The sequence below is a fragment of the Acinetobacter lwoffii genome, from assembly GCF_024129115.1.
GTDB lineage: Bacteria > Pseudomonadota > Gammaproteobacteria > Pseudomonadales > Moraxellaceae > Acinetobacter > Acinetobacter lwoffii_T.
The window spans coordinates 15,471-29,159 of record NZ_JAMXXO010000012.1 but is presented as its reverse complement, the minus strand read 5'-3'; the positions used below and the strand labels follow the sequence as shown (position 1 = coordinate 29,159).

The following is a 13,689-nucleotide window of genomic DNA, read 5'->3' as shown; positions in this document are numbered from 1 at the left end:
GAACCATATGAATGTGAATACAAATGCTTTAAAAAAACTGGCTCGTGGGGTGTTAGTGGCTGGTTTGATGATGGCAGGGGTTGCGTCCACATGGGCTGCCAATCCTGCCAACCCGAATAAAGTTTTAAAAACAGTATTTCCGGCGGCTGAAACCGGTTTTGATCCGGGTTATATCCATGACCGTTATTCAGCCAAGATTAATGCCGCGATTTTTGAGACCTTATTTACCTATGACTATCTGGCCTCGCCGGCAAAATTAGTGCCATTAACTGCAGTCAGTCTGCCTCAAGTCAGTGCGGATGGCCTGACTTATACCATCAAAATCAAAAAGGGCATTTACTTTGCCGATGATCTGGTTTTCGGCGGTAAAAAACGTGAACTGACTTCGTATGACTATGCCTATAGCTTGAAACGTCTACTGGACCCAAAGCTGCATTCACCGAACAGCTGGTTGCTGGATGGCCGAATTAAGGGGCTGGACGCATGGATGGCCCTAACCAAAAAAAATGGCAAAGCCTATGAAAATCCGTTTGAAGGTATTCAGACCCCAGACCGCTATACCTTGATATTAAAGCTGAATAATCCGGATCAGAACTTTCCAATGTTGCTGGCACATGGGCCGGCCGCTGCAGTAGCTCGTGAAGTGATTGAAAAATATAAAGACAAAGCGGGTTGGGTCATGAATAGGCCAGTGGGAACTGGTCCTTATGTGCTCAGTCGCTGGACACCAGGCTCACGGATTATCTTAAAACCAAATCCAGCTTATCGTGGTTTTGTCTGGGACTTTAAAGCCAGTGGTGCAGAAGATCAGGCTATTGTAAAAGCCATGCAGGGCAAAAAAATGCCTCAAATCGGCACTATTGATGTGCGTATTATTGAAGAAGCGCAATCCCGGATGCTGGCATTTAAGAAAAATGAACTGGACCTGCTCGAAATTGAGGGCGATATCGTCGTACAGGCCCTTGATGGCGATAAATTAAAGCCTGAGCTGGCCCAGCAGGGGGTGAAGCTGTCACGTATTTTAGAGCCCTCCATTAGTTACCATTACTGGAATATGCAAAACCCGGTCGTGGGTGGTTTCGCGCCAGAAAAAATTGCCTTACGTCGTGCCATGGCGATGGCATTTTCTGTAGAAAACATGATCAATGTATTACTTAAGGGAGATGGAGCAAAACTGCACATGCCTATTCCCCCAGGAGTAGCAGGTTATTCACCGTCCTATAAAAGCAGTATTCCCTATTCAGTCAAAGCAGCCAACATGTTGCTCGACCGCTATAACTACAAGATCGGTGCAGATGGCTGGCGAAAGACGCCTGAAGGTAAACCTCTGGTGATTGAACTGATTACTGGGAATACCAGTCGGGGCCAGCAGCAGGGTGAATTCTGGAAAAAGACCCTGGACAGTATCCATATTCAGCTGACCAGTAAGGCCATGCCATTCGCTGAAGGCATCAAGCTGGAAAAGCAATGTAAAACCATGTTTAAGAGTTCTGCATGGATTGCCGATTATCCGGATGCTGACAACTTTATGCAGTTGTTCTATGGCAAGAATATCAATGTCACCAACAATGCCTGTTTCAAGCATCCTGAATTCGACCGTCTATACGAACAAACCCAGAGCATGCCGCCTGGACCGGAGCGTGATCTGCTCTACCGCAAAATGACCCGGATTCTGGAAGTCAACATGCCGACCTTGATGCTCTATAGCACCTACCGTAACGCTTTGACCCAACCCCAAATTATTGGACATAAGTCCCATCCGATTCTGTCTTCAGAATGGATGTATATCGATATTAATACGAAAAAGTAAGAAAAAATCTGGAGATGAATATGAAATCAAAATCTTTAAAATTAAGTACCTTATGTTTAATGATGATGGGGGGATATCAAGGTGTAGCGGCAGATACCCAAGTACAGCTGCTGCCATTATTCAAGGCTGCAGAAATTCCGTCTTTATGTGATGCCAGTCTGGCCTCGATGCAAAAAGATATCCAGATATTTGAAAATAAGAAAATTAAAAATAAAGCCAAGGCAGGGCCTTATCTGGCTGAATGGGATGAGTTGCATGCCAAAGCCCGGGATTTCGGTGCAGCAGTAGGGCTGTACAGTAATGTCGATCCGGATCCTGTATTGCGTCAGGCAGCCGATGACTGTGAACTTAAAATCAGCAAATACCAGACCACCCTGTATCAGAATCCGAAACTGTATGGACAGTTCAAAAAACTGAAAACCAGTGATCCGATTGATCAGAAATTTTTAGAAGATATTCTGGAGCAGTTTGAAAACACCGGGGTACAACTCAGTGCAGAAAAACAGAAACGATTGAAAGAAATTATTGAAGAAAGTACCAAACTGGGACAGGATTTTTCCAAAAATGTGCGGGATAACCCTGAAAAAGTTGAATTTACTCCAGCTGAAATGAAAGGCCTGCCAGAAAGTTACATCGCAAATTTAAAGAAAAATGAAAAGGGCAATTATCTGCTTGGCTTTGATTATCCGGAATATCAGCCTTTTATGGAGCTGGCAGAAAGTGATGAAGCACGCAAACGTTACCAGACCGCTTACACGCGTCGCGGGACTGAACAAAACCTGCAATTCATGAAAAAGGCCATTGATCTGCGTTATGAAATGGCACAACTTTTTGACAAGGAAAGCTATGCCCATTCTGCGCTTGAATTCCGCATGGCCAAAACTCCGGAAGCAGTGAACGGTTTTCTGGATGAGGTTTATGCCAAAGTTGCACCTCTAGAAAAGCAGGATGTAGAACAATTACGCCAGTTCAAGGCTGAAACTTTAAAAGTTCCACTAGAGAAAGCAGAAATTACACGCTGGAATCAGGGTTACTGGAGTGAAAAACTGCGTCAGGCCAAATACAAGGTAGACCAGGAAAAATTGCGGGATTATTTCCCGACAGAAGCATCGCAAAAATGGTTATTCGCTATTTCTTCGGAACTCTATGGCATTGAGTTCAAGCCGGTGAAAGTTAAGGCCTGGCATGATGAAGTGGAATATTATGCGGTACATGACAAAGCTACGGGCGAATTTCTGGGCGGATTATATGTCGATAAATACCCGCGTGAAGGCAAATATGGGCATGCAGCTGTCTGGGGAGCTTATGGCGGCAGTACCCTGAATCAGCGTCGTCCGGTATCGGTACTGGTGACCAATTTTAACCGTAAGGGCTTGAACAGCAACGAACTGGAAACCTTTGTGCATGAAATGGGTCATGCCTTGCACGGGATTCTATCGAAAACCCGCTATACAGAACAATCTGGTACTTCGGTAGAGCGTGACTTTGTTGAAGCGCCGTCACAGATGTACGAAGAGTGGGCACGTCGTCTGGAAACCTTGTCAAAAGTAGCAGATTACTGTGAGCCAGCATGTCCTCGGGTGGATGCTGCCATGACCGAGCGCTTAAAGAATGTGAAGAATTACGGCCGAGGCCTGCATTATGCCCGTCAGGCTTTATATGCCCAATATGATATGGCCCTGCATGGTAAAGATGCAAAAAACATTGAGCCTTTAAAACTCTGGCAGGATATGGAAGGTAAAACTGCCTTGGGTTATGTTAACGGTCAGCAGTTCCCGGGACAGTTCGGGCATCTGATGGGCGGCTATCAGGCAGGTTACTACAGCTATATGTGGTCTGAGGTCATTGCCCTGGATATGCTTTCCTCCTTTGGCGATCAGCTGATGGACAAGAAAGTCGGTGCGCATTATCGCAATACGGTCCTGGCCCAAGGCGGACAAAAGCATGGCGAGCAAATGGTGAAAGACTTCTTGGGTCGTGATCCAGACAGCAAAGCTTTCTTTAATGAAATCTCTGGAAAAAATTAAGGAAGGCAAGCGATGCTGGCATATATTATTCGACGGCTTTGGCAAATGATCCCGACCATGCTCGGGGTGATTTTGCTGATATTCCTGCTGTTTAACTGGGTAGGTGGAGACCCTGCCTATATTCTGGCCGGTAAAATGGCCAATGCGGAACAGATTGAAAACATCCGTCAGCAACTGGGTGTGGATCAACCGTATTACGTACAACTGTGGATCTTTATCAAGCAGATTTTAACATTTGATTATGGGGTGAGCTGGAGTACCGGGGAATCGGTGGCACAGATTATCACCACCCGTTTGGGACCCTCACTGACCATTCTGATTCCACTGACTATTCTGCAAACTATTATTTCTATCATTCTGGCTTTAGGTGTAGCTTCTGTTCGTGGTTCTTTGACTGATCGCATGATCATGATGCTATGTACGATCGGTATGTCGATCAGTATTCTGGTTTACATCATCGTGTTCCAGTATTTCCTGGCCTATGAACTGAGCTGGTTCCCGGTACAGGGCTGGAGCGATAATTTTGCCGATAATCTTTTCAAATATGCCTTGTTACCTGTGCTGATTATGTTGGTGGTCAGTATTGCACCAACACTACGCCTGTATCGTAGTTTTGTACTGGATGAAGTCAATCAGGACTATGTGCGTACTGCGCGTGCCAAAGGCCTGGGTGAAAACCGTATCATGGGCGTGCATGTCCTGCGCAATGCCTCCATTCCGATTATTACCGATGTGATGGCAGGACTTCCGGCACTGCTGATCGGTGCTTTCCTGATTGAGCGTTTTTTTGGTATTCCGGGAATTGGCCGTGAAGTCATTATTGCAGTAGAACGTTCCGATTTTCCGGTGATTAAAGCGATTACGGTCTATGTCGCTGCTGCGACCATGATATTCAACCTGATTGCCGATCTGATCTATAAATGGGTCGATCCGCGTGTACAGTTGAAGTAGGTGAATTATGCTGAGTGCGATATTTAAAAAAGAACAAGCGGCTGAAGCAGCACCTGAATCGGCTTCAACAGGATTATGGCAACTGGCCATGCGCCGTTTGAAACGTGACCGGATTGCCATGTTTTCTCTGTATGTGGTGCTGTTTTATCTGCTGCTGCTGGTACTGTCAATGAGCGGCCTAATTGCCAAAGACTGGAATAAAGAAGTGGCGGTCAGCTATGCACCGCCGAGTTTTATCAGTGCAGCGCCAGTTCCGGCTGTATCTGATACAGAGCAGGGTGCAGAATCTGTACCTCTACCAGTCAATCCAGTTGATCCTTTAAAAGATGTCATTGCTGAATTGAATGCTGAAATTGCTGCTGAGCAGGGTGCTGGTGCAGGCATCGATTATTATGGAGTGGTCGATCCGCTGGCAGAAGACATGAATGCCATTAATCAGGAACTCGGTGGCCAGCTGATGGATGAAAGTGGGGAACTCAAGCAAAGTCTGGTCTTCGGTGCCGATAAATGGGGGCAGGATGTTTTACAGAAAACCATTAAGGGGGCTGAAACCTCGATTCTGGTTGGACTGATTGCAGCCTTTGTCGCTGTACTGATTGGGACTGCACTGGGTGCAATAGCAGGTTACTTTGGTGGTTGGGTCGATGATCTTCTCAACTGGTTTTATAATATCTTTACCTCGATTCCCTATCTGTTGCTGGTTTTGGCCATTGCCGCAGTGTTACAGCAGAAAGGTATTTTATCAATCATCCTGATTTTAGGTCTGACTGGTTGGACCGGTGTCTTTCGTTTGGTTCGTGCCGAATACATGAAACATACGGCACGTGAATATGTGCTGGCTGCCAAGGCGATTGGCGTGAGTAATATGCGTCGTATGTTTGTCCATATTTTTCCCAATGTCAGCCATATTGCCCTGGTGCAGATGTCTATTCTGGTGGTGGCATTTATCAAGTCTGAAGTCATTTTGAGCTTCCTTGGTTTCGGTGTGCCTATCGGGGTAGTGTCATGGGGCAGTATGCTAAATGAAGCGCAAAGCGAGTTGATTTTGGGTAAATGGTGGCAACTGGCGGCAGCCTCAATCGCCATGGCGGTATTGGTGACTGCATTCTCGATGTTTACCGATGCACTCCGTGATGCATTAGATCCAAAACTGAAATAGGAGCGCAACGATGTCTGAAATCAATCCAAGCACAGCACCTGCGCTACTTCGCGTAGAAAATCTGCGAGTCAGTTTTAAAGGTGAAAATAAAGAATATATTGAAACCGTAAAAGGAGTTTCTTTCGAGATTCCGGCCAATACCACAGTTGCACTGGTAGGCGAATCGGGAAGTGGCAAGTCGGTTACTTCCCTCGCCACTATGGGCCTGCTTCCGGCAGAAAGCGCACGTATTTCAGAAGATAGCCAGATCATCTTTGAAGGGAAAAACCTGCTCAAGCTTAAAACCCGTGAAATGCGCCAGATGTGTGGCAAAGACATTGCCATGATTTTTCAGGAGCCGATGTCTTCGCTAAATCCGGTATTTACAGTAGGCATGCAGATTGCAGAAATCCTGCAACTACATTTGGGCATGAATAAAAAACAGGCGCGGCAACGTACCCTGGAGCTGCTCAAAGAAGTGGGGATCCCTGCGCCAGAAACTAAAATTGATGCCTATCCGGGGCAGCTTTCCGGTGGACAGCAGCAACGGGTCATGATTGCCATGGCTATTGCCTGTGAACCGAAACTGTTGATTGCAGATGAACCGACCACCGCTCTGGATGTGACTATTCAAAAGCAGATTCTGGACTTGCTGGAATCGCTACGTCAGCGTCGTCAGATGTCGATGCTGTTTATTACCCATGATCTGGCATTGGTTGGTGAAATTGCCGATCAGGTTATTGTGATGCGCCATGGGGAAATCCGTGAACAGGGTCCGGTTCGGGAGGTGCTGGACCGGCCTCAGGACATGTATACCAAAGCCTTGTTGCACTGCCGCCCGCAACTCTCGCAACGTCCGTTACGTTTGCCGATGATCAGCGATTTTATGAAACAGGATGGTTCAACCTGGCTGGAAGATATTCGTCTGAATACTCAGCTTCCGCAACGTTCACGTGGACTAAAGGGCGGAGAGGAAATTATTCTGGATGTACGGGATCTGAAAAAATCTTTTTATAGTCGTAAAGGACTGTTTGGCAAAGATGAGTTTCAAGCAGTAAAAGGAGTTTCTTTTCAGCTGGCCAAAGGCAAGACCTTGGGGTTGGTCGGGGAATCCGGTTCGGGTAAAACCACCATTGGCTTGTTGCTGATGCGTCTGCAAAAGGCTACGGGCGGTAAGGCACTGTTTCAGGGTCGGGACATTCTGGACATGTCGGAACAGGAATTTACCCAGTATCAACGTAAAATCCAGATCATTTTCCAGAATCCCTATGCTTCTCTGAATCCGCGCTTTACCGTAGGGCAAATCCTGATGGAACCGATGCAGATTCACAAGATTGGTCAGGATGATGCCGAACGCAAACAAATGGCTCTGGATTTGCTGGAACGGGTCAGCTTGCCTGCTCAGGCTTTTTATCGCTACCCGCATGAGTTTTCCGGTGGTCAGCGTCAGCGGATTGCAATCGCACGTTGCCTGACCTTAAAGCCTGAGATTTTGATCTGCGATGAATCGGTCTCGGCACTGGATGTCTCAGTACAGGCGCAGGTGCTGAATTTACTGCAAGATTTGCAGGATGAATTCGGACTCAGCTATATCTTTATTTCACATGATTTGTCGGTAGTGAAATATATTTCAGATCAGATCATGGTGCTGAATCATGGTGAATTGGTGGAAATCGCCAATTCAGATGAATTGTATCAATCTCCACAGCATGAATATACCAAGCGTTTACTCGGTGCCATTCCGCAAGGGATTCCACAAAGTGCCTGATGCATAAGGCATAAAAAAGTCAGGCAATGTGCCTGACTTTTTTATTTATCTTAATTAAAACTTTTTAAAGCCTTTGTTGATACCGTATGGACGACGCGGCGCATTTTCATCACGCTCTTCACGACGACCAAAGCCTTGATCCGGACGGTTTTCACGACGCACAAACTGAGTGCCATTCTGGTTTTCAGCTCTGTCACGACGACCATAAGCATTGTCATCACGACGCTCACGGCCAGTATTATTTTGTGGTTGCTCATCACTGTCACGACGTTGCTGACGCAAGAAACCGCCACGGCGTGCAGCCATCGGCTTGTCCTGCATACGTTCATTACGGCGTTTCGCCATACCAAACAAACCAGTACCTTGACGTGGTTTCAATTCCACAGCTTTGGTCAGGTTGTCGATATCGTTTTTATCCAGTTCAATCCAGCGACCGGTACGCAGTTCGCGTGGCAAAATCACAGTACCATAACGGGTACGCAGTAGACGGCTGACTTTCAGGCCTTGTGATTCAAAGATACGACGTACTTCACGGTTACGACCTTCTTTTACTACCACCTGGAACCAACGGTTGATCCCGTCACCACCGAGTTCAGAGAAAGATTCGAATTTTGCCGGACCATCGTCTAGCACCACGCCTTTGAGCATGTTGTTACGAATTTGTGGTGTAACTTCACCCATGACACGAACTGCATATTCACGTTCGATTTCATTCGATGGGTGCATCAAGCGATTCGCAAGTTCACCATCATTTGTGAATAAAAGCAGACCCGTCGAGTTAATATCCAGACGACCCACCATTACCCAGCGATCGCCCGGAATAGCAGGCAGCTGTTCAAATACAGTCGGACGGTTTTCAGGATCGCTACGTGAGCAGATCTCGCCTTCAGGCTTGTAGTAAATAATGACACGACGACGGATTTCGTCTTCAATCTGGAAGGCAACTTTACGACCATCGATGCGAAGCTCATCACCTGGTTCGATTCGTTCACCCACTTGGGCAATTTGCCCGTTGACACTTACACGACCCGCGGCAATGACTTCTTCCATATAACGGCGAGAACCCAAACCAACGCGTGCAAGCACCTTTTGCAACTTTTCACTCATGACAGCATAACCTTAGAAATAATTATCAACAGTTCACCTATTTATGACTTCGGTGCATTCGCATCGAGGGCCATAAAAGCTTCCTTGGCATCCTGCAGGGGAGGCAATTGGCCCAAACTATTCAGGCCAAACGCATTTAAAAATTGTGGCGTTGTCATTAACAACGCAGGTCTTCCAGGGAGTTCACGAAATCCGGACTCTTTAATCCAGTTCCAGTCAAACAGCGTACGCAAGTTTTGACTGTTATTCGTTACACCACGAATCTGTTCAATATCCGCTCGAGTCACTGGCTGGTGATAAGCAATCACCGCAAGTGTCTCCAGTAATGAAGGCGACAAGCGAGCCGGTCGCTCAGGCCAGGTCTGTGCAATAATATTACGATATTTTGCACGCACTTGAAAACGATAACCTTGTGCTGTTTCAATCAGTTCAATTGAACGGCCATGCATCAGCATGGAAAGTTGTTGTAAATACTGACGTAATTCCGGCTTGCTATAGCGATCCTGAAAAGCTTCTTTCAGACGAGCCAATGAAACCGCGGAGTCGCTGGCAAAAATAATGGCTTCAAGCTGCATCAATACTTCATGCAGATTATCTTCTGCAGATAACAGCGTATTTTGATCGAGTGTCATTGACTGGCTCCTTGAATCGCGAGCGGGGCTTCAATACCTGTAGCAATAATCTGAATTTTTTGTTGTCGGGTCAGTTCCAGCACCGCCATAAAGGTTACCACCATACCCATACGGCCTTGGCTCGGTTTTAACAAGTCCTTAAAGCTGAGTATTGCGCCAGTTTCAAGACAACTTTCAATATAGGCAATACGTTCTTCCAGCAGTACCGGTTCCTGTTGCACCTGATGAATCACCGGTTCAGGACGGTTAAATATACAAAGCAAGGCATCACGCAATAAATCGCTTGAATAGCCTTCATTCGGCTGCTGGATTTCGCCCAAACTGACGTTGGTGGTGAAAGTGTCACGTTCCAGAATCGGCATCTGGCCCAGACGTTCTGCTGCCTGTTTAATTCTTAAATAATTTTCTAAACGGTCAATCAGTTCTTGTTTTGGATCCTGTTCAATCGCAGTCAGGCTTTTCGGTTTCGGCAAAAGCAAACGTGATTTCAGATCTGCCAGTAAGGCCGCCATCACCATATAGTCGGCCGTCAGCTCGATGTTCAGGGATTTCATCGCGTCCATATAAGACAAATACTGCGCTGCAATCGGCGCGATATCGACCTGTAACAGATCAAAACCGTTTTTTTGAATCAGGTAAATTAAAAAGTCGAGTGGGCCTTCAAAATGTTCTAATAAGATTTCAAATGCCGCTGGAGGAATGTACAGATCCTCTGGAATTGTATCCTGCCATTCATCCAGAACCCGAATGTGCGGAGCAGATTCCATAGTGTTATGGATAATTTGAGTCATTACAATTATAGGCCACGCGAATTTTCAAAGGCATGCAAAGGCTTGATTTTCGGTATCTCATCGAAAGAAAAGCACAGGATTAAGCGTTGTCATTGTACTGGAAAAGTAACTTTAAATAAATTAAATAAGCCGTCAAAGCCATAAAAACTTAAAAAAATAATGGAATTTATCTGCGATTTTAAAATAGCACAAAGGAAAATGGCAGAATCGGGCGGGAAATGCAGCGGTGATTTTCATGCTAAATTGGCTCTCATAATTAAGCTTATCTGGTAGATGATGCCAGTTGATTCACTTCAAAACTCGATCAATACAGTGATTCTCCTCAAAAGAGTAAATAAGCTAGCTGGCAGATATCGAATGATTTTCAAACGGATTTCCCATTAAAAAACATAAAATTAATAAGTATTAATAAAATATCTCCCTATAATTTTTGGTCAAAAATACCGCTATACTCTCGAAAAATAGTCAAGAATCACAAAAATCAATAAAAGGGTGAAGAAAGCATGCCACTTATTCTGGTTGTTATTGGGATGATCGCATTCGGGGGATTTTGGGCTTATCCCAAATATCAGATTATGCAGCTTGAAGATGAAGCACGCACAGGGCTGAAATCAGGCGGATTTTCAGCTTTTGCGGAACAGGCTCGACCTGTCATGCAGGCCATGAAAATGGATTTTAGTGTACTGGACCAATATCCTAATATCCGTTTTTACATGCGGCATATGGCCTATGAGGGCGACCAGCTGGATGAGCGGATTAAACTGGATATGCAAGCCATGTCTTGTGAGTCAATCAATTCCTTTAAAGTCATGGAACCCAAGGCACGCACAGCGATGCTGAATGTACTGGAAGAAGATCAGATTATTTTTCATGTGTATCTGAAAAATAAACTGGGTGAAGAGCTCATGCATCATGAACAGAAGCTATCGCAATGTCCAAATTTCATTGCGGTTCGTCATTATGAACGTAGTGCAGATTCTTAAACTGTTTTTGGCAACCACTACATACCTGTCGAATTGAAAAGAATAGAACTGCAACACCTCACCATATGCTGTTTTAAATTTTCATGGTGAGGAATGATTGTATTCCTTGATCGCAAATTCAATGATGCGTTGGCAAGTCTCTGCCAGGCATACGTTCTGGTTTGAATAGATCTGCAACAACTGTCTCACTAGAGCCAACGTCAGAAAAAATTGGTACTCAGTATGATCAATATTTATAGTGAGATGGGGAAAAGGATGTTCTTCGACCATGACCGCCTTGGATTGCAGTGTCCAAGGCAGTTCTGCATAGATTAAATCCTGTGCAGAAAATTCATGCTGATTCAGGAGCAAGTACAATAAATCCATTTATTCTGACTCCTTCAATGTTTGTAGGAAATTCTCAGACCTCATTTATTCAAAGGCGCTGACATCTCCCATACCACGACGAATCACTTCTGGATGATCACCGGATAAATCTACAATAGAGGTCGTGCTCAAGGTGCCTAAACCACTATCTACAAAAACATCAATGCGTTTGCCCAGCTGCATTTCAATATCATAAGGATCATCGAGCGGGTCAGTCTGACCCGGTAAAATCAGGGTAGAGGTCAATAATGGCTCACCGAGTTCTTTGAGCAACATTTGACACACCGGATTATTCGGAATGCGCAGACCAATGGTTTTCTTCTTGGGATGCATCAACCGACGTGGGACTTCGCTGGTTGCCGGTAAAATAAAGGTCGTAATGGCTGGTGTATTATTTTTCAGCAAACGATACATGGCATTGTCCACCTTGGCATAAGTGGCAATATCGGATAAATCACAGCACAGAATCGCATATTGATGCTTTGGGCCCAGACCACGAATTTGCGCAATCCGCTCCATGGCACTCTTGTTCCCAATCTGGCAACCAATCGCATAGGCCGCATCAGTGGGATAGACCACCACATCACCCGCACGGATACGTTCCACTGCCTGACTGATTAAGCGGGGTTGCGGATTGTCTGGGTGTACGCGTAAATGCAGCATAGAGACTACTCCAAGCTTGGGCTGATGGCTTATTATGTGGCGCTCAGACAAGATCTGGCAATCATAAAAAAGGTAGATTTGTGTAATTTAATCAAGCATTTCACGTATAAATTCATCAGATTGTAAACTTTTGCCACCTCTGATGCAGATACAGATACATTGAATAAAGCGTTGTGCATCCCGTGGCAATTTTGCCTCACCACGAAAATAAGCCTGCACTTGTGCATAGACATGATCTTTAAAGCGGGTTCCGTCACCGCCGTCACCAGTCAGGTTATCCAGCGACACCCGAAATTTACGCCCAAAGGCCTGGGCAAACATCCACTCGATTGCCTGCGGTTTAATTTCTACCTGTTCAAACAGCGCTTGTTGTTCGGCTGTACGCCCATCCGGGGCATACCAGTAACCAAGATCCGGAAGTTCCCGGCGTTTATCCCCGGCAATTGTCCAATGGCTGATTTCATGCAAGGCACTATTAAAGAATCCATGTGCAAACTGAATCCGGGCAGGAGTATCGGCATCGGCAGGAAAATATTCAGGTTCAAACTCGCCACGGACTAAAGTCACATTTAAATGGGAAAACCAGTGATTAAAGTGTAAGATGAGCCAGTCCACCTGCTGCGCTTCTGACGATAAATTCGTCCATGGCGAGAGTTGCACTTGTTGTGTTGAACTGTCAGAATCAAGGCTTGGAATTGTGCTAACGAGTGATGAAACATTCACTTCTGTTTGCGGCTGCAACAGATGCATGACTTGAGTTACCCAAATGGTCTGTCGAAATAAGTACAAAATTGTATCTTAATCTTTGACAGAGTACTGATGAATTTGTAGAATTGCCGCCTTAATTATGTCAGCAAATACCTTTCCGGCACAGATTGAGCCGTTTAAATGGGCTGAACAGGGCTTTAAATGGTCAGGTCAACTGCCTTTATCCCGCTTTGTTCGTATCGCTCGTGAAGCTGTTGGATCAATTGATGATCAATTGATTAACATAGACTGTAAGCTATCAATGGATGCCTATCATCGTATTGCATGGCTAGATGGTCACGTTGAAACAAAAGTTCCTATGGAATGCCAGCGTTGTCTGGAAACTGTAGAAATTGAACTGGTTTCATCGTTCCATTTGGCACTTGTGGATGATGAGTCACTGATAGAGCGCTTGGATGAGGATGCTGATTTCATCGTCCTAGGTGAAAGTGAAGCAACGACCAAAGGTGATTATGATGCACCTGCGACCGCTGATTTGCTCGCGCTGATAGAAGATGAACTGTTATTGTTGATGCCGTTGTCGCCTAAACATGAGTTTTGTGAACATAAGCATCAACCTGCCGTAGAAGAAGTGGCTGAAGAAAAACGGGACAACCCGTTTGAAGTTTTGGCTGCTTTGAAGGGTAAACTTAACTAATTTTTGTGTTATACTCTTGTGTATAAGACAATCGAATTTGTTCTGATC

13 protein-coding genes are annotated in these 13,689 nt (G+C 45.4%); 7 read left to right on the top strand and 6 right to left on the bottom strand.

Going from position 1 to position 13,689, the window contains the following annotated elements; translation table 11 throughout:
- The first annotated feature begins 7 nt into the window (after positions 1-7).
- The 5 genes from NI470_RS10065 to NI470_RS10045 are packed head-to-tail and all read left to right on the top strand — an operon-like array spanning position 8 to position 7,694.
- Positions 8-1,810, top strand: coding sequence for an ABC transporter substrate-binding protein (locus tag NI470_RS10065; protein ID WP_253148324.1), 1,803 nt, complete (start codon positions 8-10; stop codon positions 1,808-1,810).
- 20 nt (positions 1,811-1,830) lie between these two features.
- Positions 1,831-3,837, top strand: a complete 2,007-nt coding sequence (locus tag NI470_RS10060) for a M3 family metallopeptidase (RefSeq protein ID WP_253148325.1) — start codon at positions 1,831-1,833, stop codon at positions 3,835-3,837.
- A 12-nt stretch (positions 3,838-3,849) separates the two neighbouring features.
- A complete protein-coding gene (locus NI470_RS10055) occupies positions 3,850-4,788 on the top strand; it encodes an ABC transporter permease (RefSeq protein WP_004279216.1) in 939 nt (312 codons plus the stop codon).
- 7 nt (positions 4,789-4,795) lie between these two features.
- Entirely contained in the window at positions 4,796-5,947 is a 1,152-nt protein-coding gene (locus NI470_RS10050) for an ABC transporter permease (RefSeq protein WP_253148326.1), read from the top strand.
- A 10-nt stretch (positions 5,948-5,957) separates the two neighbouring features.
- Entirely contained in the window at positions 5,958-7,694 is a 1,737-nt protein-coding gene (locus NI470_RS10045; protein ID WP_253148327.1) for an ABC transporter ATP-binding protein, read from the top strand.
- A gap of 54 nt (positions 7,695-7,748) precedes the next feature.
- Here NI470_RS10045 and rluB read toward each other — a convergent pair whose 3' ends face one another.
- The 3 genes from rluB to NI470_RS10030 are packed head-to-tail and all read right to left on the bottom strand — an operon-like array spanning position 7,749 to position 10,224.
- Positions 7,749-8,801: a 23S rRNA pseudouridine(2605) synthase RluB gene (gene rluB, locus NI470_RS10040; protein ID WP_004646093.1), complete on the bottom strand. Its 1,053-nt coding sequence runs from the start codon at positions 8,799-8,801 to the stop codon at positions 7,749-7,751.
- A gap of 41 nt (positions 8,802-8,842) precedes the next feature.
- On the bottom strand, positions 8,843-9,433 hold the full coding sequence (gene scpB / locus NI470_RS10035) for an SMC-Scp complex subunit ScpB (RefSeq protein ID WP_253138009.1): 591 nt from the start codon (positions 9,431-9,433) through the stop codon (positions 8,843-8,845).
- Positions 9,430-10,224, bottom strand: coding sequence for a segregation and condensation protein A (locus NI470_RS10030; protein ID WP_180038527.1), 795 nt, complete (start codon positions 10,222-10,224; stop codon positions 9,430-9,432). The genes scpB and NI470_RS10030 overlap by 4 nt, the downstream gene beginning before the upstream one ends.
- A gap of 503 nt (positions 10,225-10,727) precedes the next feature.
- Between NI470_RS10030 and NI470_RS10025 the strand changes: the two genes are divergently transcribed.
- Positions 10,728-11,207 carry a hypothetical protein gene (locus tag NI470_RS10025; RefSeq protein ID WP_253148328.1) on the top strand — a complete coding sequence of 160 codons (480 nt, stop codon included), beginning with the start codon at positions 10,728-10,730 and terminating at the stop codon, positions 11,205-11,207.
- Between the two features lie 81 nt (positions 11,208-11,288).
- Here the strand turns inward: NI470_RS10025 and NI470_RS10020 are convergent, their stop codons facing one another.
- From NI470_RS10020 to NI470_RS10010, 3 genes are all read right to left on the bottom strand, one after another.
- A complete protein-coding gene (locus tag NI470_RS10020) occupies positions 11,289-11,573 on the bottom strand; it encodes a hypothetical protein (protein WP_253148329.1) in 285 nt (94 codons plus the stop codon).
- Between the two features lie 45 nt (positions 11,574-11,618).
- Positions 11,619-12,236: an L-threonylcarbamoyladenylate synthase gene (locus NI470_RS10015; RefSeq protein ID WP_004646095.1), complete on the bottom strand. Its 618-nt coding sequence runs from the start codon at positions 12,234-12,236 to the stop codon at positions 11,619-11,621.
- Positions 12,237-12,323: 87 nt separating this feature from the next.
- Positions 12,324-12,986, bottom strand: a complete 663-nt coding sequence (locus tag NI470_RS10010; protein ID WP_253148337.1) for an elongation factor P hydroxylase — start codon at positions 12,984-12,986, stop codon at positions 12,324-12,326.
- A 97-nt stretch (positions 12,987-13,083) separates the two neighbouring features.
- Here NI470_RS10010 and NI470_RS10005 point away from each other — a divergent pair, with 97 nt between their 5' ends.
- Positions 13,084-13,641 (top strand): YceD family protein, encoded by a 558-nt coding sequence (locus NI470_RS10005; protein WP_004279226.1) that lies wholly within the window; start codon positions 13,084-13,086, stop codon positions 13,639-13,641.
- The last annotated feature ends 48 nt before the right edge of the window (positions 13,642-13,689 follow it).